23 protein-coding genes are annotated in these 21,944 nt (G+C 65.3%); 13 read left to right on the top strand and 10 right to left on the bottom strand.

Annotated features, from left to right (window positions below; translation table 11 throughout):
- Positions 1-50: 50 nt before the first annotated feature.
- Together ACQP2U_RS43605 and ACQP2U_RS43600 are read left to right on the top strand one after the other, a co-directional pair.
- The gene (locus ACQP2U_RS43605) at positions 51-455 is read left to right on the top strand and encodes a hypothetical protein (protein WP_433716929.1); all 405 of its coding nucleotides are present in this window, start codon (positions 51-53) and stop codon (positions 453-455) included.
- A 101-nt stretch (positions 456-556) separates the two neighbouring features.
- Positions 557-745: a hypothetical protein gene (locus tag ACQP2U_RS43600; protein WP_433716931.1), complete on the top strand. Its 189-nt coding sequence runs from the start codon at positions 557-559 to the stop codon at positions 743-745.
- An 884-nt stretch (positions 746-1,629) separates the two neighbouring features.
- On the opposite strand, the gene ACQP2U_RS43595 is transcribed toward ACQP2U_RS43600, so the two are convergent.
- Positions 1,630-3,003, bottom strand: coding sequence for a hypothetical protein (locus ACQP2U_RS43595; RefSeq protein ID WP_433716933.1), 1,374 nt, complete (start codon positions 3,001-3,003; stop codon positions 1,630-1,632).
- 425 nt (positions 3,004-3,428) lie between these two features.
- Here ACQP2U_RS43595 and ACQP2U_RS43590 point away from each other — a divergent pair, with 425 nt between their 5' ends.
- Complete coding sequence (locus ACQP2U_RS43590; RefSeq protein ID WP_433716935.1) at positions 3,429-3,701, top strand: hypothetical protein; 273 nt, start codon at positions 3,429-3,431, stop codon at positions 3,699-3,701.
- A 676-nt stretch (positions 3,702-4,377) separates the two neighbouring features.
- Positions 4,378-5,406, top strand: coding sequence for a hypothetical protein (locus tag ACQP2U_RS43585; protein WP_433716937.1), 1,029 nt, complete (start codon positions 4,378-4,380; stop codon positions 5,404-5,406).
- 587 nt (positions 5,407-5,993) lie between these two features.
- Here ACQP2U_RS43585 and ACQP2U_RS43580 read toward each other — a convergent pair.
- From ACQP2U_RS43580 to ACQP2U_RS43555, 6 genes are all read right to left on the bottom strand, one after another.
- Positions 5,994-6,518, bottom strand: a complete 525-nt coding sequence (locus ACQP2U_RS43580) for a hypothetical protein (RefSeq protein ID WP_433716939.1) — start codon at positions 6,516-6,518, stop codon at positions 5,994-5,996.
- A gap of 544 nt (positions 6,519-7,062) precedes the next feature.
- Positions 7,063-8,370, bottom strand: a complete 1,308-nt coding sequence (locus ACQP2U_RS43575; RefSeq protein ID WP_433716940.1) for a hypothetical protein — start codon at positions 8,368-8,370, stop codon at positions 7,063-7,065.
- 1,195 nt (positions 8,371-9,565) lie between these two features.
- Complete coding sequence (locus ACQP2U_RS43570) at positions 9,566-9,706, bottom strand: hypothetical protein (RefSeq protein WP_433716942.1); 141 nt, start codon at positions 9,704-9,706, stop codon at positions 9,566-9,568.
- Between the two features lie 863 nt (positions 9,707-10,569).
- A complete protein-coding gene (locus ACQP2U_RS43565) occupies positions 10,570-10,797 on the bottom strand; it encodes a hypothetical protein (protein ID WP_433716944.1) in 228 nt (75 codons plus the stop codon).
- Positions 10,798-10,869: 72 nt separating this feature from the next.
- The gene (locus ACQP2U_RS43560; protein WP_433716946.1) at positions 10,870-11,121 is read right to left on the bottom strand and encodes a hypothetical protein; all 252 of its coding nucleotides are present in this window, start codon (positions 11,119-11,121) and stop codon (positions 10,870-10,872) included.
- Between the two features lie 258 nt (positions 11,122-11,379).
- Positions 11,380-11,646, bottom strand: coding sequence for a hypothetical protein (locus ACQP2U_RS43555; RefSeq protein WP_433716948.1), 267 nt, complete (start codon positions 11,644-11,646; stop codon positions 11,380-11,382).
- A gap of 97 nt (positions 11,647-11,743) precedes the next feature.
- Here ACQP2U_RS43555 and ACQP2U_RS43550 point away from each other — a divergent pair, with 97 nt between their 5' ends.
- The 4 genes from ACQP2U_RS43550 to ACQP2U_RS43535 all read left to right on the top strand — a co-directional run bounded on the left by ACQP2U_RS43550 (position 11,744) and on the right by ACQP2U_RS43535 (position 13,954).
- Positions 11,744-12,322, top strand: a complete 579-nt coding sequence (locus ACQP2U_RS43550; protein ID WP_433716950.1) for a hypothetical protein — start codon at positions 11,744-11,746, stop codon at positions 12,320-12,322.
- A 441-nt stretch (positions 12,323-12,763) separates the two neighbouring features.
- Positions 12,764-12,931 (top strand): CopG family transcriptional regulator, encoded by a 168-nt coding sequence (locus ACQP2U_RS43545; RefSeq protein WP_433716952.1) that lies wholly within the window; start codon positions 12,764-12,766, stop codon positions 12,929-12,931.
- A 229-nt stretch (positions 12,932-13,160) separates the two neighbouring features.
- Positions 13,161-13,754, top strand: coding sequence for a hypothetical protein (locus tag ACQP2U_RS43540; RefSeq protein WP_433716954.1), 594 nt, complete (start codon positions 13,161-13,163; stop codon positions 13,752-13,754).
- Positions 13,755-13,759: 5 nt separating this feature from the next.
- Positions 13,760-13,954 (top strand): hypothetical protein, encoded by a 195-nt coding sequence (locus tag ACQP2U_RS43535; protein WP_433716956.1) that lies wholly within the window; start codon positions 13,760-13,762, stop codon positions 13,952-13,954.
- Positions 13,955-14,108: 154 nt separating this feature from the next.
- On the opposite strand, the gene ACQP2U_RS43530 is transcribed toward ACQP2U_RS43535, so the two are convergent.
- Together ACQP2U_RS43530 and ACQP2U_RS43525 are read right to left on the bottom strand one after the other, a co-directional pair.
- Complete coding sequence (locus ACQP2U_RS43530; protein WP_433716958.1) at positions 14,109-14,534, bottom strand: hypothetical protein; 426 nt, start codon at positions 14,532-14,534, stop codon at positions 14,109-14,111.
- 16 nt (positions 14,535-14,550) lie between these two features.
- The gene (locus tag ACQP2U_RS43525) at positions 14,551-15,081 is read right to left on the bottom strand and encodes a hypothetical protein (RefSeq protein ID WP_433716960.1); all 531 of its coding nucleotides are present in this window, start codon (positions 15,079-15,081) and stop codon (positions 14,551-14,553) included.
- A gap of 639 nt (positions 15,082-15,720) precedes the next feature.
- Here ACQP2U_RS43525 and ACQP2U_RS43520 point away from each other — a divergent pair.
- Positions 15,721-16,467 carry a GNAT family N-acetyltransferase gene (locus ACQP2U_RS43520; protein WP_433716962.1) on the top strand — a complete coding sequence of 249 codons (747 nt, stop codon included), beginning with the start codon at positions 15,721-15,723 and terminating at the stop codon, positions 16,465-16,467.
- Between the two features lie 258 nt (positions 16,468-16,725).
- Positions 16,726-17,121 (top strand): hypothetical protein, encoded by a 396-nt coding sequence (locus tag ACQP2U_RS43515; RefSeq protein ID WP_433716964.1) that lies wholly within the window; start codon positions 16,726-16,728, stop codon positions 17,119-17,121.
- Between the two features lie 115 nt (positions 17,122-17,236).
- Here ACQP2U_RS43515 and ACQP2U_RS43510 read toward each other — a convergent pair whose 3' ends face one another.
- Positions 17,237-17,725: a diadenosine tetraphosphate hydrolase gene (locus ACQP2U_RS43510; RefSeq protein ID WP_433716966.1), complete on the bottom strand. Its 489-nt coding sequence runs from the start codon at positions 17,723-17,725 to the stop codon at positions 17,237-17,239.
- Positions 17,726-17,768: 43 nt separating this feature from the next.
- Here ACQP2U_RS43510 and ACQP2U_RS43505 point away from each other — a divergent pair, with 43 nt between their 5' ends.
- The 3 genes from ACQP2U_RS43505 to ACQP2U_RS43495 all read left to right on the top strand — a co-directional run bounded on the left by ACQP2U_RS43505 (position 17,769) and on the right by ACQP2U_RS43495 (position 21,861).
- Positions 17,769-18,422: a type IV toxin-antitoxin system AbiEi family antitoxin domain-containing protein gene (locus ACQP2U_RS43505; RefSeq protein WP_433716968.1), complete on the top strand. Its 654-nt coding sequence runs from the start codon at positions 17,769-17,771 to the stop codon at positions 18,420-18,422.
- Between the two features lie 3 nt (positions 18,423-18,425).
- The gene (locus ACQP2U_RS43500; protein WP_433717409.1) at positions 18,426-19,739 is read left to right on the top strand and encodes a hypothetical protein; all 1,314 of its coding nucleotides are present in this window, start codon (positions 18,426-18,428) and stop codon (positions 19,737-19,739) included.
- A gap of 337 nt (positions 19,740-20,076) precedes the next feature.
- Positions 20,077-21,861, top strand: coding sequence for a hypothetical protein (locus ACQP2U_RS43495; RefSeq protein ID WP_433717407.1), 1,785 nt, complete (start codon positions 20,077-20,079; stop codon positions 21,859-21,861).
- The last annotated feature ends 83 nt before the right edge of the window (positions 21,862-21,944 follow it).

Raw genomic sequence — 21,944 nt, 5'->3', positions numbered from 1 at the left:
GTCGGAGTACACCACTAGGGTCGAGCAAAGACAGCGATCAGGAGAAACCCATGCCCGCAGCTTCGGATCTGTACCTGTTCCTCGCCACCGGCATCGGACGCGCCATTACCTATCTCGAACGCCGCCGCGCCGACGAGAACGAACCAGACGAAACCCGAGCCTGGATCCCTCCACTCGTTGACGGCGAGATCGACCCGAACCCGATCACACTCGACCTGAGACCTTACGACCTCGCGCGACTGCTGTCGCCCACCTTCGCCGCCCGAGGCGGCCTCGTCCCCGGCACCAAACCCCACGAGGCGGGAGCCCTGGCACTGGCTGGTCTGATCCGGACCGCCGAACTCACCTCCGGGCCCACTGAACGCCGTGATCTGCGGCTCGCCTGGATCGACACCGAACTCCGATCCGCAGGATCCTCACTCGAGCAGGCGCGAAAGCTACTCGGCCGCAAGTAGACTCAGGGCAACGGCGCGCTACCTGCCATGGTTGGCGGCATCCACCCGAAACTGCTCACCGACCTTCTCGGCCCAGCACCGAAGCAGACAAAGGACACACCGTGACCGACCTGAGCGCCCTCGACGCCCGCCTGCACACCGCCATCACCAACAGCGACGAAACCCAGCGCGCCGAAATAGTCGACGCGGTCGAACTCGTCGGCCTGCCCGCAACCGCGCAAACCCTGCGCCACCGCAGCACCACAGAACTCAGGACGCTGCTGGACACCATGGGCCACCCTCTGCCCTGACGCGATCCGATCGCGTGGCGCAGGCATGAGCGCGATCTGCTGAAGGACCGCGTATGCCGCCGCTGTTCGCCTGGCGCGTGCTGGCCTACGACCTGGAGCCACTGCGGATACATGCGCCTCACCTCCACCGCCCGCCCGCGCCGACGGATTGTCCATCGACAGCGCTGAGGCATGATTGCCGCCATGGCGGCGCGCCGCCGCAGGCTTCACCGTCGCGACCCGCGACACCACGCCGTTCGGGGCGGCCGCAGTGCCATCATCGACCCGTGGCAGAGGGAAGGATTCCAACTATGAGCCCTACACAAGCGTGGTTGATCTGGGTCTTGCTCGCTCTCGGTGTCATCTTCCTGATCATTTCCGTCGTGAGACTGCTGATCGGAGCAGATTGGGGCTACCCCCGTTTGTTACGAGCCTCGCTCGTTGTCAGCGTGGCGCAGGTCGCGTCATGTATCGCCATCATGGCGACCTCAGCCTAAGTGCGTCCAGACAGCGAAACTTCCATGGTCACTCCGTTTCCGACGCTGAGCACAGTCCCGGCCCGATAGTGGGAATGACGATGTCCGACACAGCGCAGTAGTGGAAATCCGATCAGCACCTCCGGCGAACCGGTGACAACGCGGCCGAGTCGGGGCCTGGCTGGAACAGAACTCGATGGGAGCCCCGCTGCCCTGCCCCCAGGCCCACCACGCATCCGCCGAACCGGTTCGACCAGCCTCACGGAATCCGCCAGGGGCTGGTGCAGCCGAAGACAACGCGCTGCGCGGCGAACTGATCCTGCAGATCGCCGCCGTAGCCGATGCCGAGCGCGGCGAAGGGACAACCTGGAATGCTCCCAGACCCTACCGACAGACCGGGTCGTACCGAATTCGGTTGCGACGCAGCGGTTATGACTGTGGATTGCTGGGGCGGGTTTTCCTCTTGGTGCACGACCGGGACCAGCGGCGGTGATGCTCGGCCGCAGCGGTGTAGGCGTGGCGCGCTGTGAGGCGTCCGGTGAGCAGCCCCCTACCCAGTTCGCGTGCAGTGGTTGCGTTCTCGGCGCGCTGGCCGGGGTCGTCGAGGGTCCATGTCGGCGGGTAGCGGTGGCCCTCGGTGAAGGCGGCGTTGCCGATGATCCGCTGCGCGAACGCTTCCCGCACGCTGGTGGCCGCGGGCCGCTGCCCGTCCAGCCGCGGACGCATATCGGCGTACTCGTCGATGAACGCCAGCGCTTGCGATGTCGAACGCACCTGGACACCGGATTGCTGCAGAGCTCGACCGAGGATCCGGGTCGGGCTGTAACGGGCCGACATCAGATCTTCGACCGCCAGATCAATGGTGGCAGTGACCGATTCGGGTCGGGCCAGCACCGCCAAGTCGATCCCGGCTACGGCCTGCACGACCGTGTCGACATCGTGGGCGCCGCTCTGGGTGCGGGTGCGTTCGTCGAACCCGGTGCCCGCCACAATCCGGTGCACTCGCGCCGCGGTGTCGGGGTCGATATCCAAGGCCAGCGCGTGCGCGGCGGCCAGGTCCGCCGAGCGCAGTTCGTCATAGCTGGTCGGGTTGTTACTGCAGCGCCCATGCCCGTACACCACATCGCTGTAAACCTCTGCGGCCATCGCCGCGAGATGGTCGGCCGGGGTGGCACGCAGCGTGCGCAGATGCTGGTGCAGCCGCACCAGATCCGCCAGCACACCACCAGCGTGGTGATAGGTCGCGGCCACCTGGTAGGCGGGCAGCTCGACGGTGCCGATGATCTGGCCGACACGTCCGCGGCGAGGGTCGCCGTAGAGAGTCGACAACGTCAGCAACCCGTTCGCAGCCAACGCCAGCGCGTGGCCCGCCCCTGGGGCCTGGGCCACGCCGTCGGGCAGCGTCGCAGCCAGCGCCGCGTTCTCCCACGCCGCAACATAGCGAGGCAACGGGCCCGCTGCCGGGTCATGCAGGCGTTCCCGGATCCGCGCCGCCAGCCTCGCGGCGTGGTCGTCGTCGCTGTCGAGGATCTGGGCGTAGACCATGGGCAGCGCGGCCACACCCACATCACCGGGCAACTTCCACGCCCTGGCGGTGAGTTCGGTGTGCGACAGCCTGCCCCAGCCCATCTCGACCGACACCTCATCGCGCACCAGCCGGGACCCGGCGCGCACCCAACCAGGGTCCGTGCGCAGGTACCGGTAGGCGTCCTCACCGACCGATACCGCGATCGGCATGCTGGCGCGGCCGCCGAGTGCCGCGTCGATGGCCGCGGATCCGATCAGCACCGCATCGCGGGTCACCAAAGCACCGAGCCGTCGCGCGACGAGGCAAGATAAATCGTTGTCCACCAACAGAATTCGCCTCCGGAATGATGGGAATCGCTGAGAACCACGCCCGACCTTACGCAGCGATCCGCCCCACGACTGCGTATAAATACCGGTTCACGACAATCAGATTCGATCTCCGACGGCGTATCCGGACCCAACGAGCAGATCCTCATCGCCAACACCGGATCAGGATGCGAGTCCACACCGACAGTGGAAGTGCTCACCCCCGACGGCAACACCCGCAGAACCGACCTGTCCGCCGCCACACCCCGCGACGACGAATTCCCCGTCGGCGTCGGCATCCGCGACCTGTGGTACGGGCCCGACAACCACTTCTACGCCTCCATCGCCTCCTGGAAATGCACCAAAAAACCAACGGAGACAACCTGGTTCGAGGAATGCAGACACCGGTCACACCAGTATCGCTGTGGCGGCTGGAACCCGACACACTCACCTGGTCCGACCAGCACGCCCCACCAGCACGCATGACCCGGTTCATCGGCAACCAAGCCATGCTGTCGCTAGCCGTGCCCGACTGCATCGGCATCCACCCCTACATCGGCATCAACACCGACTACTGCCTGACCGGTCCCCTCTACAAAACCACTGACCAACAAAGAACCCAACTCGCCGACAAAGTCATCGAGATCTACACCGAACCACTCAACTAGACACGCCACCAGCGGCAGCGCGCACCAACAGCGCGACCGCTCGAAGCGGTGAAACCGCAACAGCCTGTAAGGATCTCACAGCCGAAGCCGGTCACACCGCATCCTGGGCGGTCTTCAACCGGTCGGCGACGTAGTCATAGAGCCGCCACACCGATTCCGACAACAGATCCTGATCAGCCGCAACACACCGTCACCAGCGACGATCGACCGTCGACGGCTGTCTCACGTCTCCCCGAACCGCCCCTCTGGCGGAGTTCTGGCAAACGCCGTGAGCACGTCATCGACTGTCGGGTTTCACACCACGAGTGCGAAACCCGCACGAAGCCCCGTCTCGGCGCGGCTACCCTCGCGCGCAGGAGGCCACCATCATGCCTGACCCCGATGTTGTGATCTGCTCTGCCGCAGCCAATTCTGTGCACCGGCCCCGTCTCGGCACCGTCACCGGACGCGTCGCCGTGCAGGATGCTACCCGCCACGGACGCCACGATGGCGGGCTCACCGCCACCAGCACAGACGCTCTCACGGTCACGATTCGGCCGTGCGTCTTCGCGGCCGCGGATCTTTCCGGTTCCGAATGTGGATTTTTACCTGGCTCTCCCACCCCGGCCGTGCGAACGTCGCCATGGGTCAACGAATCCCCCACCACACTGCACCTGTACTCGATCGGAGAGAGCCTGTGACCACTCCCCGCCCCTTGCTTGCGGTCGCCGTCATCGCCTGGAAAGACAAAACCTCGGGCGAAATCGACCCCGACGCCACCGCACAATTCGGCAGTTTCGAGCGCGCCGACCAATACTTCGGCCTTCTGGTCGGTGACTACCCACCTCCGGGCGCAGTGGAACTGCGATTCGCGCCCCCTCACGACCCCTCGCTCCGGTACGAAGTCACCGCGGACAGGCCCACGAGCGAAATCGACCATCACGCCACCGCCCGATTCGCTGTCCCCGAACGCGCCAACCAATACCGCAGACTCCTGATCCGCTCCGGCGACTACACCCGGTATGCAGTACCACCGATTGAATACCTGCCCCCGCCCGCCCCGGGAGCCACCACCAGCGCCATCAGCGCCGAGGTACGCGACGCGCTCGACGCGGCCGCCGCGTGCGCTCCGGCCCAGCGCAATCCCGTACCAGGCGCCGCCGGAAAGCCGGGGACATCGGCCACACCCACCGACAGCGCCTCGTCGAATATGGCACGCAAAGAGCCGTCGAGCACGACCGACGACATCGCGGAGTTCCGCACCGCCAACCTCGTGGTGGGAACAGCTCACGCCAATCGGGTGGTCGAGGGCGATCTCTACGCCGACCGCGACTACACCGGCGGTGCCCCCGCACCATTCCCGCTGCCCGACGCGGAAGCCATCATGAGCGCTGCCACTGCCGAGGTACGCGCCGCGCTCGCCGCCGCTGCCGCGGGCGCGCCGAGCCTGGGTGCCCACGCACACAGCACCGCCGAGAAGCCGAGGGCATCGGCCACACCGGCCGACAGCACCTTGTCGAACACGGCGTACGAAGAGCCGACGAGCACAACCGGGCACCACATCAAATTCGAACAGGGAGGAACTGTCTACACCGTCCACGCTCAAAATATGATCCCCGGCGATGCCGTCGGCGAAACCCTGACCGGCCGACACGACTACTCCCGCCCCAACCCCGAGCCATCCCCGCCGCCTGCTGCACCTGCGGCCGGCGACCTCGGACTGTAGAAGGCAACGTAGCCGCTGGCAACACCGCTACAGACTCGAGGCGTCCACACATTCATGCGAGATCCCCGACCGTGAACTACCGGGACGCGGTCAAATCAATTGAGATCCAACAGATTTCGTAAAAGACGCGCCGTCACGCATCGTCGGCCAGCGCGGGAAACCATGCTTCGCCATCAGCAGTAGCGTTGCCGGACCGACGGGCAGGTCGCCAAGGTCGATAGGCCGCGTGCGGCCCCACCATTTGACAGATCATCCCGACCGTCCCTTCCCACGTCTCGCAACAGCAACTGGTTGGCCGGATCGTCGCAGACGGCCCCAGCCCCAGCGAAGGTGAGCTCGTTCTCGGTTGCGAGTTGGCGAAACAGACCTGCCGGTCCTATTTACATAAGGGCCGTCCAACACGTATCCGGCGAGGGTGGTGACAACCGAGAAGCCACGGCGTGCGAGTTGTTCGACCCACCCGCGGCACAGCCCCGATCACCATGACCTACTCGTCGACCTCGTGCCACAGGTCCAGCCCAAGCACAACCGGGCGGTGGCGGGCACGCAGACACGACAAACCAGCCCGGCTGCGGTGGTGAGCGTTATTACGTGCCAATCCACATCGGGGTGCCCACGCAGATCACGTCCACATCACCTGTGCCAGGAAGCACGGCATGGACCGTCGCACCGAAATCGGCTGCCGTGTAATCGTTTTCCGGTGTACGTCCCGCGACGCTCATCGCCAGTTCCGCAACCTGGTGGGCGACCTCGATGTCGGCGAGTTCGAATGCCGCGGCCTCTTCGGTCTCGTCCTGGTCGACAGCCAGCAGTTGCAGCGCGCGCCGCGCAGAGTCACTCAAAGTAGCTGGAATCGCTACCGGCACCTCGATATCGGGGTCGGGTCCATTACTGGCCGAACCCCACAAACACCACGCCACACGCCTGGACCCCGCCCACCCGACACCCAGCACCAACAACAGCCGCGGATCGTCGAACACCTCGAAAGTGAACCGTGCCACGCCCTGAACCGGGCCCGGTGTTCCAGGCCCATGCGTCGACCAGCCCGCCAAGAACTCCTCGGCGGAGGGAAACTTCGCCGTCAACTGCTCGATCACCGCGTCTCGATCCACACCGATCATTCTCCGCCATCACCGAACACCTGCGGATCCTTCATTGACGCCCACAGGTTCGCCTGCGTCGATCAAGGGGACGGTAGCGGCGCCGACCGGGTGTCGGCGTCCTCGATCACCGCCCGACCGAAGACCACCGAAAAGCCCTGCGCAACACACGAATGTAAACCTGATACTTGGGGCGGGCGATCGCCACGACGTGCCAATCCTGATGGCATTCAAGGACTTGCCCGAACACCGCGACCGGCAACACCGACTCACACCACAATCGGCAAGGCCCATCATGGCGGTTCGACACACCACGGCAGCGCCGCGGTGACCTCATCGGTCGACAACGCCCGGCCCGCACCGTCCAGGACCGACAACACGGTCTCACGCAACCGAAACCGGGCTCGACGCGGGCCCATAGCCCCGTAGACGACACCACCCGCGAGCTGATCGCCGCCGACATCGCCGCCGACATCGCCGACGGGATGCTACCGCTGTGGCCAGGACTACCTGCCCGACAGCCCGAACAGTGCCGATCCCGGGTACAACGCACCTCTCACTCTATGAGTGCCTCACCGTAGTGGCGGTGGAAGAGGGTCAGCACGTCGAAGGTAATGGTTTTGCCCGAAAGGTCTGCGCAGTCGGTGTCTACGGTGGCGTGGCGCAGGTCCTGGATCTTGACGTCGGTGACGTTGACCGTGGGATCGTCGAAACCAAAGGTCACCTTGCCGGGTTCGAGGTCGGCGTCGTTGAGAACTTCGACCTCGAGACGGCTCCCTGTTGCTCTCGCAGTCGCATTCGGTAGCGGCAGCGGCATGTCCCACGTTTCGATGAAGACCTCGCCGGAGCGTGGTCGCCCGACCGCGTCGGCTTCCACAACGAGGTAGTCCATGCTGACCACGTTCGGTGTCAGGCCACTGCTGTAGCACTCCGACGCCGAGAAGTCGGAGACCAGGGGCATCTCGTGGTTGAGTAGTTGCGCTTCCGGGAAGTGCCCTCCACCGGCGGAGGAATTACTGGAGAACAGCTTTCCGTCCGTCGTGCTGACCACCATGATGAGTCCGTGGCCATCGCTGACGCCGTTGCCGAAGGTGTTGCCACTGCCCAAAGTACTGGGGAAGACTTCCAGATCGGTCTTGCCCAACTCGCCGGCCACTCTGATGGCTTCGACCATGATGTCGGACGCGACGACGTAGTTCAGCGCTAGAGCTTCACCTTCGCCCTGGAGCCCGATGGGCATGTGGAACGAGCCGCCCTTGTCCACAATCGGCTTCTGGTAGCCGGGGCACGGAACGAAGCCCTGTTCGAGCGCTGAGGTGAGGTCAATCGGCTGTGGTGGGGTGAAGGACCTGCCACCGTCGTTCGACGTCGACAGCGCTGGGATGAGCTGCCCGTCTCGGATGAGGTCCACACGGCAGACGACGTCGTTGTTGGAGATCCCGAACGAGGCTCCTCCGATCGTGTCCTCAGCCACAAGGATCTGTTCGGCTCCGGCGTCTGAGCCCTCGACGCGTCGCACGTAGATGCGGCCGGTGTCGCGGCACTTGTAGCCGAGGACTCCGAATGGTGGCTCCTCGGTCTGCACGAGTCCGATCGGCACCTGGCTGTAGGCAAAAAACGGAAAGTCGATGTTCTTTCCTTGTGTCTCGATTCGATGCCCGTCATGCCAGATTTCGCCTCGGCCGTTCGGGCGGGTCACCCAGGTGGGGCAGACCCGTCCCGTGTACTTGTTCAGGGTGAGGTGGGCGCGCCAGATAGCGCCCTCGGCGAGGGTCTGACGTCCAAGCTGCGGTTCAGAGGCAGCCGGGAGCAGGTAGCTGTGTAGGACCAGCCGATGGCGCTCGACACTAGCTGCCCAGGTCATGCGTCGCACGTCGTCGCGGAGGATGAGGACTTGCGGCCCTGTGAAGTACCGGGTGCTTTCTGTCGACCGGGAGATCCTTCGACCGCCGTGGACGTCGCCTTCAGGTCGCCAATGGCGCGGGAGGATCTCGCGGGGAAGTGGCTGGCCGTCGAAGTAGCTGTCGGATAGGGACCGGCTCGGCGAGGTCCGCCAATGGCCGTGTCGTTGTGTCATTTCGTTCTGCTCAGCACGAGTTACGAAGCGCATTGCGTCCTCCGATTACCTTGGGTAGTCAGGGATCTCGTCGACTATTGGACTAGTCGCCACACCACCCACGGCGTTTGTTGTGGGCGCGACTAGCGCTCTTTCGCGTGGCCGTAGCCCAGAAAGTATCACACGCGATTTGTGTTCGAAGGGACACTTTGAACGAAACCTCGATACTTCGTGAGGCTAGTTAAGACCGCTAATTGCCGGGCCATTCGATGAACACAACAAAACGACTTCGAAATGCGGGAAGGAATGCCAGGGACAAGTTCGGTGAGGTTGTCGATCGTTTGGACCGGCGCACCGCCGAGAAGAACCGGTCAGTGTGTCCAACGCCGTCGAATACCCTGTTCGTCGAAGGCTGATGCGAAACAGCTTCCGAATGCTGACGACGAGCGGCCGGAATTGCATTGGCCACGAAAGGAATTCCGCCGATTAGCGGTCCCTGACTGAGCCAGCGCTGCCAGCACTGCCAGCCGTGGACTTGATGCTGATCGTGCCCCGTCAGGGTCTTGTCGGTCTGGAGGTGTCTCGGCGCGGATCGCAGGCACGTTGGATGATCGGGACACCGACGAGGTCAATGACCCCGACAACCATCCCAATCATTGCGGGGACGGTTTTCCCCTGGGATAAGCAGGGCGGTGCCAGTAATCCAGCCTGTCGCCGACGCGATAAGTGCCGAAAGCTTCGGAAATTCGCGACTTACGGTGAGGATCACCAGTAAGGAGAAGACCACGAGCAGCAGCGCTCGCTCGCACCGCTCGCGCTTCATCTCATTCCGTGTCCGCACCATCATGGCCTGGGCTGGCTTGTTTCGCAGTGTGAGCCCGTTCTTTGTTTGAATCATCTACAGTCCCGTACCCAGCCACGTCGCGCCGACCACGAAATCAATGGCCGGGCCGGTCGGCGACGCCCGCTATACGCGCGCAGCGTGACCGTCGGCCGGTCAGGCTCACCGCTGCTCACCCCCGTCCTGGTCGATCGCGGCGCGCAGGATCTTGTCGACCTGCTCGAGGCAGTACTGACGGTCGCGTTCGTCGGGGCCCGCGTCCTCGGCGAATGCGCGGTCGATGCGGGCCAGCGCGGTGAGCACCGCGACACGAAACGGGTCGGCCCTGCCGGGGTCGGGCGGGGCGGGGCGGGGCGGTGGTCGACAGTGGTCGCGACGACCGAGAGCCGGAAATGGTTGCCGCTCAACGGATCCAGCATCACCGGGTACCGCTTCCCCTCGGCGTTGCCCAGAGCATCCGGGGCGACATCATCGACGGTCAGCTCGATCGACCCACCCAGCTTGAGCAGCACCGCCACCAGCATGTCGTGACCGAAATCCGGGTCATAGTCCTGAGGGCGCATCTCGCGATATCCCCTCTGTCGTGCTGTCATGGATCGAGCGGACCAGGGCTGCGCGCCGCGCGCGCCCTCGGTCCCGCAGAGGTTCGAAATCGGAACGGTTTTCACCACTGGCCATACATGCAGACCGGACCGCTCCCGCGGTTGCGGTGTTTGCCCGAGGCCAAATGCTTCCCGAGCCAGCGCCGTGAGCGCGCCCGGGCTTCGTCCCGCTCACGCATCCGCTCGAAACCCTCATGGCGGGCCCGGGGTGCCCAGCTGACGTTCAGCGGCGCGTTCGCCACAGCGAGCGCAGTTCTCGACCGCACGGCGCGGCTGGGCAGATAGCGGTCAACGCCAACATCCCTACCCCCAGCCCTGCTCACCGTTCGCCCCTGCGACACCACCCCCGGTCCGCTGAGCGGACCATGCAACAGTTCTCAGTGCTGAACGGTCCGTCGAGACCGGCGCGCGCCGGGGCATCGCTGATCATGGTGTGACACTTCGGTTTTCCATGTCCACGCCGCCGAGAGTTCCCGTGGCCGTTCGAAACGGCCCACTCACGGACCGGTGAGTGGGCCGTTTCGGCGGCCTGTGGTACCGGGCCGCGCGCGGGGTGCTGCGGGATCAGTCGAGAACCGAGCCGTGGCCGAACAGATCCAGCGCGCGGGCCATCTCCGGATCGGGCCGGCGGCGTGCGGTGTCAGCCAGCGTGCGATAACGGGCTCGGTGACGGTCGGACGAGGCGATCCACAGGTCGCGATAGGCGGGATCGGTCTCAGCGTTGCCGCGATGGCGCACCGAAACGGCCGCGCAGCGGCTGATCTCGCTGGCCAGGGATATCGCGTCGTGCATGGCGTTCTCCTTGATGGTGAATGGTGAATGGTGACGGTCAACGGTGTGGACGCGGGGGCTTTCCTCCCCCGACTATCGCCGCCGCGCCGTACGGGCGCGGCGCTGCTGCTCGTATTCGGCGAGGGTGATGCGCCGTCCGGTCAGGAGCTCATGGGCATGATCGCCCCAGACCTGGCAGCCATGGCAGGTGGCGCGATCATCGCCGTGCATGCCGAGGTCCTCGAGGTCGTCATCGAGTTCCAGCGCGCGCCGCAGATCGCCGCGCGCGAGCGCGTCGTCACGGCGTTCGAGCAGAAGTTCCAGTCGATTCGTCGAAGAGGTCATCGCAGTGCTCTTTTCGGTGTGGGGCTGATCGATATCGGCGTGGCCGATCCGGCGGCGACGAAACAGCGGCACTCAATGCGCGCAAGCCGTGAGCGGACAGGCAGCGCCGGTGGTGATGCTGGGGCGGCCCCATCCGCCGGTGGCGGACCAGGCACGCGGACAGGGATCACCTGCCGCCCGGGTGATGAGTCCGGACCCCGTTCGTCCTCTCCCGGGACTCGAACCCGGTGTGTCTGCCCGCAGAGAGCCGGTAGGCCGCTACGCGCCCTGTTCGGCGTCGCGGATCTCGGGGGCGAAATAGGTGCAGAAGTCCTCCCAGCCCTGCGGCCACATCCGCAGCGTGGCGCGCACGACCTGCTCGTCGGAGAAGGCCTCGACCTTCGCGATGAGCTCCTCGTTGTCGGCCGGTGCCATATCGGCACACGCCCACAGATACTCACGAGCCGTGCCGAGCTGCGCTGCGCTCGGCGTGATCGGCGAACCGGTACGAGGGTCGCCGACATGGGCGGTGGGCTGAATGGTCATAATCCCCTCCCGAACACAGTGGGTTGTCGGACACCACTGTAGCAACTACAGTGGTGTCCGACAACCCACTGTGTTTATTCTTTACGGAAGGAGCCCGATGGCGACAGCGAAGCGAGCCGACATCGCCCTGGTCGGCCCGACCGGCGCGCTGGAAATCCTCAAACCCCGAGTGCCGCAACGCAAGATCCCCGCACTGCTGGCCAGCGGACTACTCGGCCCCCGCTACCACCACAGCGCGGGCCTGCTCGTCGAACGCGACCAGGTCGAACGCGCCGCCGCACTGCCCGACACCGACATCACCCACCTGCACACACAAGTCGGGCAGGTGTTCGTGACCCGCCAAACCTGCCGCACCCCCGTCACCGGCGACCCCACACGACAATGGATGGGAGTCGACGTATTCGCCCCGCTGCCCGAACAACTCGCCGCGACCGAGGCCTGGTACACAATCGGCGCCCAAACCCGCGCCGCGATGCGCGCACGCATCCACCACAACGGATTCATCCCCCTGGTCTCCACCGTGTCCGGACTCGTCGGCCTGTGCCGCGACATCATCGAGGTCCCCACCGAACCCGGACTCGTCCGCTTCACCACCCGCCCCGCCGGAACCTGGTCGGACCTGGTCACCAACCACTGGCTACCCACCCGCCAAGGCGGCCCCTGGACCTGGACATAACCACCCCCAAACCCCCACCACGACAACCCAATTCCACCACTGATCTCACCGACAGCCTCGACGCCGCCTCGCTCTGCAACCCGCACACTCCCACCGCGGCACTACCCACAGCCCCCGACCACACCACACCAGCGACCGCCCCCACCCACGACACAAACACCACAGCACTAGTCGACAAGCCGGAACCGGACACAGGCTCCGACAGATGAAACCCCACACCACAACAAAATTCAAGCGGGCCAACACCGAGAATCCGTGAACGGAACCGCCCCAGCATGAACCTCATCAACGTGACCGACGAAGACGAAAAGTGCCGCCGCGTGTGAAGTGATGATTCCCCAAACACCCACCACCCACCGCCCGCACCGACCCCAAGCGACAGCCAGGCCAACACCACACCGCGCGCACCCCCGCAAACCGCAACAAACAAGGACGTTCCAGATGCCAACTCCAAGAGTCCAAACCGTCGCTCACCTGCCCGCAGACATAGACGAAGCACTCACCGAATACTCCCACCGCAGCGGCACAACACGCAGCGACATCATCACCGCCGCACTACGCCAATACCTGACCGACAAAACCCGCACCACAGACACCCCACGCACGTAAACCACCGCTACGCAGACCACCGCCACCGCCGAGCCGATCGAACCAGAAACGCCCACACACAACCGTCACGCCGGTTCCCGCCCACGTGGCCGCCGCCGCACACACCAGCGGTGTGAGTCCACGACGCCCACGTTCCTGAACGGACATAGCTTGTGACTGCTTCACCCCCTTCTGGACGGCACCTGCACCCATCCGCTGGAACCCCGACAAGCGCACCTGGGAGCCCCGTATGAACACCCGCGACACCTGGGGCTGTGTGACAGCCGCGATGACCGCCCGCACCCCGATCCCTCACCTGATCGACAACTATCTCGCCCGTACCGGGTGGGCCAAATCGAGCAAAAACGGTTGGACGACAACGCAATACGGCTCGACTGCCTGGCTGCCCGCCATTCCACCTGACGCCGCGGCCGAAATACCGGCACTGCCGCCAGGCACCCTCAACGGGCTCGTGCAACGCCAGCTCGCCCAGCTCGACATCGAGCGGGACAACACCGTGATCGACGTGCTGCTCCGGCTGGAATTACTCGAGGGGCGATCCTGGACCGCTATATGGACCGACATCGCCGGGCCGAGCGATGTCCCGAACCCGGCCCCGCCCACGCTGGCCGAGCAGGCCGCGCGGATCGCCGCAGATCTCAACGACCTGGACGCCTACATCGAAAAGCACAACAGCATCACCGGCCAGTGGTGGCCATCAGTCGCCGTCAACATCGATGCGGACACTGTTATCACCGCCTACCCCACACGCCGATCCGACGTGCCGCTGCGCTGCGCCCAGGGGATTGCTGGAGCATCGACGTCCGATACGCGCCCATGCTAGAGACAATGATCGGAGGGCACCGCGCAGCCCACACCCCGACCGCACTCACCGCGACGATCCTGCGCGCTCTACTCGACCACACCACCGCACTCACCGCAGCCACAGCTGCACACCCCTCCAACACCCTCTCAACCACCGTCGCCACCACCAGCAGCATCGACAGCGTCCCCACCAGCGCAGGTTTGGGCCACGGCCTCTGAACAACGGCACTCGCCGCCCACACCCCGACAACCACCATCAACTCGACCGGCACGACGACCGGCTGACGAGGTGACCCGCGTGCGGATGCTCCAGGCCCGTAACCAGTTCCACGCCGAGGTGTTCGAGATGTTCGGCCCCGCCCGGAATCCGGGATCACCCGACAGGAATGCGACCGTGGTGCACTGCGTGGAACCCGCCAGCAGCCAGGTATCCGTCCAGCTGGGCGGAGGTTCCGGACCATGCGCGCTCGCCGACGACGAGAACTCCCCACCCGGCCTGTGCCGCGTCCGCGAACTCCGGGCTGCTCGGTATCTCGGTGCTCCACTCGCCGATGCGCAGTCGAACCCAGCCGCCGGCAACCGTCACCGACGCAAGGCCGGGGGTTTGCGGGGGTGCGCCATCAGCACCCACGGCGAGGCCGAGGACAGACGCTAGCCGCCGCATGTCCGCCTCGAGCCCACCTTGCAGCGGATACAGCAGGACGAAGGGGACTTCGCCCTCGGGCGTCTGTCCGGCCCAGCCTGTCATGCCGATCAAGCGGTCGGTGTCGAGTCCCAGCCACCAATTCAGGTTTTCCATGGGCGGAGAACCTCCTTTACTGCTCGCGGGCGAAGAAACGGTTGTTCGCCACGCGGAGCACGCTATCGGGAAACCGGTCGATACCGGCCTGGTCGCGCCATCGGCCGCGTTCATCGGGTGTTGCCCATGCGGTGATCATGGCGTTGAAATTCTTGTCGCGGAAGGTGATCCACGACTGGGCTGTTGTCTGACTCAGCAGCATCTCCCGCACCGGAGCGACGAGCTCTCCCCCCTCGGGGTGGTGCGGATTACCGGCGGCCACCTCTGCAACCACGTCCAGCAGCGCCAGGGCGCGGGCGCGGAGGCTGGCCGCCCACGGGACCTGTTTCTCGGTGCCGGTCAGTGCGGGCCACTCCGCCGCGTCAGCAGCAGCGAGCGCGGCAGCGTTGGCGCCGTCGCGTTCGGTCTTCTGGTCGCGGGCGAAGCAGGCGTTACAGATCTGCTGTTCGAGCTGCTTGGCTTTCCAGTCGCGCTGAGATCGGTTGTCGCCGTGTACATGTTGGGGGACTTCGTGTGTGCAGGAGTGGGTGATGGTGTACCAAGTCATTGCGGAGGAATCCTCTCCGTCGGGGCTCCGGCCGGTGCTGACATCACCTGCCGGGGCCATTTCGGTTTCGGGGCAGACAGGGTGCGAGGGTTCATGGTGCATAGGCAGGAGCCATGGACGCATCCTGAATAACCCCGCAGCGGCGGGGAATCCCCGCATAGGCAGGGCCGAATGCTCACCTCGAGGTGAGCGATCCCCGCGTATGCGGGGAACAACACCGCCGACCTTACCGTGTCACCCGGCGATCCGTCTCCGAACCCGCGAGCCGCCGGGGCGATGAAAACTACCAACACAGTGACGAATCCTCATCCAGCCCCATCGATACCCCGAATACGGATTTGACCCAAAGGTTCTGGACGGCGATCGAGTGGTTCGACCGGTTCGGGGCAGCCTTCGAACAGGACGACACCGCGTGGAAGCGCGATCAGGCCGAGTTCAGGAAGGCGCCCCGAAACTCGGTACTGGACAGCCGCTCATCCAGGCCGATTCGACTGCGTCGGTCTGACGAGCTTCGAGGTGTCGGCACGTGGGGGTCCAGTGACGCGAAAAGCCCCACCTCACAACGATTTCCACGGGCAGCCCGCGTGCGACCCGGTAGCGTTCAGGAGTACAGTTCGCATCCGGCAAAGGGGTTGTGCGGTGCCGAAGTCCAAGGGGCGTAAGCCGAAGAAGTCCGTATCACCGCGTCGCGCTACGCGCCGCCGGGCGTCGGCACTGGGCGAGGTCGCTGTCGGGCCGTACCGCGTGAGACCCGCCCGGACCACGGAGGAATTGCGCGGGTTCGAACGGTGGGCGGCGATGGCGGGCGCGGGCGGGCCGAAAGTCACGGAGAATCTCGTCCACGCCCACGCTGACCGGTTTCTCGGTGAAGGCCTTCGCGATCCCGACAGCAGCCATCGGATGATGATGTCGGCGGTGACCGGCGGCGATCTCGACGCAGTGGCGTGGGCCCGGACCACAGCCCTGGTCGCCACCCTGGATGGACAGGTGGTCGGCGGCACGCTCGTCGGGCCCGCTTCGCAGTTCATCGCCGACCTCGCCGAAAAACACAACCTCGACACCACCGCAGTCATGCAGGCCCTGCTGTTCACCTCCAAACTGCACCTGGTCGCCGTCGACGAAGACCACCGCCGGCACGGCCTCGGGCGGGCCTTCGTAAACGCCGCGACCTCAGCCGCCTACCGGGGCGGAGTGGAGATCCTCTACGGCCAATTCCTCACCGAAGACCCCGGACTCGCCGAGTTCTACCGACAACTGGGTTTCATCCTGAAGGCACCCGCCGAACCGCTGAACTTCGCACAATGGCTAGGCGGATTCCCCGGCGGACCAGCACCACTAGCCAACGAGACATTCTTCTACCGCATCCTGACCACCGAGAAACACTAAGACGCAAGCCTCAACGGCAGCCACACCGCCCGACCGGGCCAGTCGACACCCCGCAGGTGCACCCCAGCCTCAATCGCGCCAAACAGCCAGCGCGGGACCCGACCGCTCGGAGATCGGATCGACCCCGCGGGGTGACACACCGCCCGTGCGGATGCTCGGCCGCGAGGCCCAAGTGATGGGCGACGATGACACCGGCGCATCGCCGTACGCGGAAACCAGTACGCCGCAGTCGTGTCCCCTGTTCCCCGAGGATCCACCATGCCCCACAGCAGTTCACCGCCCCACCCAGGCTCCGAGGAGCCCGCACCCGCCAGCTTCCGCGCCTGGACCCACGAGCTGAGCGTCGACGACCAAGGCGAGTACGGGCTCATACCCGCCATTGACGGCACCCGCGACGACGGCCGAAACTTCCACGTGCACGCCTACGAGGACGGCCACGGCGGGCTGGTCCTAAGCCTCTACGCCGATCCCGATGTCGCGGTCGAAGTCGTCGTCGACAGCGACAGCGCGCCAATCGACATCGACCTCCCGGCCCTGCGTGCCGCCCGCAGCGGACAACGACCACCCCAACACCAACCGACCCGTGCGGTCGAATCACCTACTCCCGCAACCTATCCGGGCTCCGACGCGACCGTGACCACCCCAACACCATGACGATGTTCGGGGGGCCTCACTCATGCAGAAGACCCGCGTTCGGTCCGACTCCGCCGAAGCCAGGGGCCATTGCCTACCCGACAGGTGACGCCGGAACAGCATGCCTCAGGCCGGCCTACTGCGCGAGGATCTCGCGCAACGCAGTGGCAATGGCGTCCCGCAGGTTGTCGTGTCTGGGGCCGAGCTGGTGCTCGGGTGCCTGACGATCCCGGCCGTAGAGGTGGACCGGGCCGATACGCAGGTGATCGGGTTCCCACTGGTAGCGAGCGTGGATATGTCCGTGCAGATGCGGCCACAGGTTCCCGAGGACCTCGTAGTTGATGCGCCAGAAAGCGGGATCCGCGGCGCGGCAGGCACGCTCGACCGCCTCCCCGAGCAGCACCATGTCGTGCATGAACGTCATGCGGTCCGGGCGTGGTAGGTCGGTGAGTTGATCGGCTGTGCCGTCGTGCATCAGCACGCAGTACCCGGGCAGATGTTGGGTGCCGCCGATGACGGCCCATCCACTGCGCATCCTGCATAGCACCGTTGGGTTGGTCCCTTGCCGGGCCGCTCCGATCGGATCGGTGCGGAAGTCGATGGTTGCGGAGCCGGTGTCGGACATGCTTTCCCATTTCTGCTGTGCGCCAAGGGATATAGTCGGGAGGGTGATCGTACGCATTGTGAAGCTGGCCCACTTGGCTGATGGCCAGTCTGGGTTGATCACGGGGGTTCAGGCCCGCGGGGCTGGTGTCACCGACAGCGAGCTCGAAGGCCTTGTCGATGCCGGGTTGCTGGAGCAGGTAATCCCGGGTGTTGTGAGGATGCGGGCCGGGGGACGGCATCCATTCCCCCGTCAGTTCGCTCGATGGCTTCTCCTCGAGCCCCACCTTCCCGCCTCACAGCGGTCCCTCCCCGCCGCCGGTGTAGTTGCCGGAGCCACCGCGTTGCGAATCTACAAGCTCGTCGATCTGCCTGGTCCCACCGAAATCACCACCGTTGGCACATCAAACTTGTCGCAGGTCCCCGAAACGGTAGTCACCGCTGGATCGCTGGACGCTGGCGACTGGAAAACTGTCGATGGCCTTCCCGTGGTCGTTGCGGGCCGCGCCTTCACCGATGTCGTCGGCTCGGGCCGACTCGATCCCATCGATTTGGGCCGTATCGCAGCACGGATACTGCAGTCCGGACTCGCCGATGACGAAGAATTGGCGACGCGCCTTGAGAAGACCCGCGTGGCGACGGGCCGGGATGGTGACGGGCGTAGCTGGCTGACCGGCCTGCTCGCCTCCAGTGATGAAGCCTCGGCCGCGGGAGCTTGAAGAGTGGCCCAACAGTGGGAGGACCCCGCCCCACATATCGGTTCGGACTTCATCGAGGCTTTTCCCACCTGGCCGCACTTTCATCGCTTCATCGATGATCACGCCGCCCCACCTGAAGTCGGCTCCGACCGGATCCTGCACCAGGTTCTCGCCGCCGACTTCGCACAACGACTTGCCGCCGTGGAACCACACGACTGGGTCCTGCTCGGGTCGCTGTCACTTCCGGCGCGTCCCGTCGACACCAAGTGGCCGACTGTCACGATCTCCTCGCCGCTGGACCCCGCCTACATCGTGGCGCGCGCCGCGTTCGATCTCGACTTGTCTGCCCGCGATCTCGACGACCGTGACCCCGAGCAGGCCGCCACACTCTTCAGCACCACCGTGGCCCGCCTACTCGACCACGTCGCCGCCGACGATCCCGACGTCCTCACCACTCGCGGCTTGGGGTTGGGTGGTCTCGTGCGCTACAGCATCGCGCACCGCACAGTGCATCCCAACGGCACCACCATGGGCGTCGTAGTCGCCCAGCCCCGCGATACACATCTAGGCCCGCACATGACGGTTCCAGTAGACGATCCGATCAACATCGAATTCGATATCAAACCGCCGGTCAAGGTGGGCTTCGAGGGACCATCCGAGCCGAGCTTGCGGCCGGTTGTGGCAATCACATTTCCTGGAATGAAGCCCTACACACCGGACTTGTTGCCCACGGCCCATCAGCTCGCCACGAAGATCTGCATGCTCAGTGGGCCACCATCCACGTCACGGATCATCGGGGCTGGCCCTTGGCACCGCTACAAAGACCTTTTCGACTGCTACTACCTGATCCGCAACTGTCGTTTCGATGCCCAGGGGATGCGTGAAGCGATCCGCACCAACCAGAACTTGGCCCGCTTCGGCCGCACCGACCTGCCTGACCCGTACCGCCTGTACCCCGGCGATCCCGGATCGGATCCGATCCCGTGGCTGCAAGGTGTAGAACTGCTGCGGTCGACACACCCAGAGCTTCGTGACTATCCCGCGTTCCCGGAACTCGAAGCCACAATAACCGAGTTCGTTGCCGCACTCCGGTCCTGCGGGCCGACCGCAGTGTGGGAAAGCCACCGATGGCTCGCCAAAGAAGCGGCCCCCACAGGCATCGATTCGCTGGAGGCCAGCGACGAACTGCTAGACGCGCTCGGTGCAGCCGCAGATCCTCACACCGACCACGATAAATCGGCGAACCCTCGTGCGAAATTGGCAGTAGGCGAGAATCCGTCGGCACCGAGCAGTGGACTCGATGGCCCCTCCGAATCTGGTTCGACTCTGGGCATGTAGTCTCGCGGTCCTCCGCCACGCCTCGACTCCCGCCTACCAGACAGGCGAGCCGGGCCAGCACCGTCACGCGTTGGAAGACTGATGATCAACACCGCGCGGGGCACCGATCGCCGCGACACGCCGTGCGGTTCGTGTGCCTGCGGCACAAACGGCTGTACGGTACGCGGTGGCTGGCGCACCAGCCCGACTCCGAGCCACGACCCCGCCCACGCCGGGATGGCGACCGAGGACAAGGGTTCTCAGACCACACGTGCGAATACCAATATCGCCTAATCCGTCATGCACCCGATACATTCGGCGGACGCGTGGGGTCACTGCCGGGCAAGGGAATTCGGACATGACCAAAAACAACCGGTCTCGCATCGTGCGTGCGCACGCCCAAGCGAACGGAATCTCCTACAGCCGAGCACGCCATGAACTCGACGGCCAGCGCACCCGCTATTTCGACGACCAAGGCGTATGGCACGAAATCGGCGACCCCACAACAGCATCGGTGATCGCCATCGCGAACACCCTCGCCGACCGGCTGCGGCGGCTGTGGCTAACCACTGACCTTTCCCCAGCCCCCACCGTCGTCCTGGGCGGATTGCCCTACCTGGTCACCCAATGCACCGACAATCGGCGGTTCCACAACGCTATCGAGGACGCCGTCGAGTACCTCGACGAACTCCGGAACCCCGAACGGGGTGACGGCGATGCTGCCCCCGACCATCGAACCGGCATCGCCGAGACGTTCGAAGACCGGATTCAGCAGGCACAACGCCGCCTCAGCGGTGCCGCGGCCAAACGGTTCGCAGTCGAACTTGTCCACGCCCAGATGCTCGCCGCCGCAGCGCGGGCCGCCGCGCAGCGCTCCTGCTTACTGGCCGAGCTGTCGTTGTCGCATCCCCGAACAACCTGCTGGCACGCCAACCCGGTGCGGCCGCGGATGGCTGTATACGACACCAGCAGCCACGGTGAGGTACTGCGCACAATCACCCCGCGAGGATGCCTGCGCCACGCCGCCGAGGAATACACCGCCCGAGCCGTCGCCGAACCCGGCGTCCGGATCCAGATCGAGGGCGGCAGCTGCGACGATCACCAGACGGTCATGGATCTGTCGCGCGAAATCCTCCTTCACGGCCACACGCACAGTCCGCAGATGGCCGCGGCACTGCACCCACACCCCGCCCGGACACCACTACCCGATCCGGTCGCCGTGCGATGGTTCACCTGCCCGCACTGCCACGGAGTCGGGCGCTTCGTGCGAGCCGACGGCGCCGCCACGCAATGCGGCTACTGCACCCCGACCCCGGCTGAGGTGCATCGGGTAGCCGTCGACGCCGCCGCTATCGCCACCGCGATCACCACGCCAGGATCATCCGGATGCGGATTCCGCGTCGACCCGCCCCCGACCTTCTTCGAAGGCGGCCCGTACGGCGCGGTCACGGTCTGGCTCTACATCCGCTACTTCCAAGCGCTCATCCCTGTGCCCACCACCGCCGAGCACCACCTCGGAATCACTAACTACCTCACCGACGAAGACCGAGACCTCATCGGCCACATCACCGAAATCGCCATCGCATTGTCGGCCCGCCCAGCCACGCCCCGCACGCCGTGGCCCATCGTCGAACTGCATCCCGAGCTGTCGCAACGGCAAATAGCAGTGGCACGGGCCTTCGGCCCCCTGTTCGGATCAGTACTCACCCTCGCCAAGACACTGTGCGAGCAAGCCGGTCACACCGACACCCCTACTCAGGCAAGCGTTACCGCCTACTTGTACCGATCGCTGTGCGGCACAACAGGATTCCCACCCTGGACAAGCATCGACTTCGGCAATCCGGACGCCACCGCCCACGCAACAGAGCTGGCTCAACGATTCGCCGAGTTACTCGGCGAGCCAGACGAATTCGTGATCGACTTCGAGCACAACCTCGCCGCTCGCCCGACCGCCCAGCAAGCAATCGGATGGCTGTGCGACCCTACCGACCCGGTACGCCTCGTCGTATCGCCATCGGTCACCACCCCCACCGGCACCCCCCTGGCCGACCCATATGTCTACACCGGCCACGGCCCAACCATGACACCAACCCCACCCCCAACGATCAACAGTCAACCAACCCAAACGAACAGCACAACATAGCCACACGACACGTTCTCAGCAGCTCCGCACACGACTCCAAACAGCCACAGGCAGACCGCCACTCGGCACAATGCAGTCGACTC

The organism is Nocardia sp. CA-084685, assembly GCF_050955785.1.
Taxonomy (GTDB): domain Bacteria; phylum Actinomycetota; class Actinomycetes; order Mycobacteriales; family Mycobacteriaceae; genus Nocardia.
The sequence above is the reverse complement of the archived record's forward strand: the minus strand, read 5'-3'. Positions and strand labels throughout refer to the sequence as shown.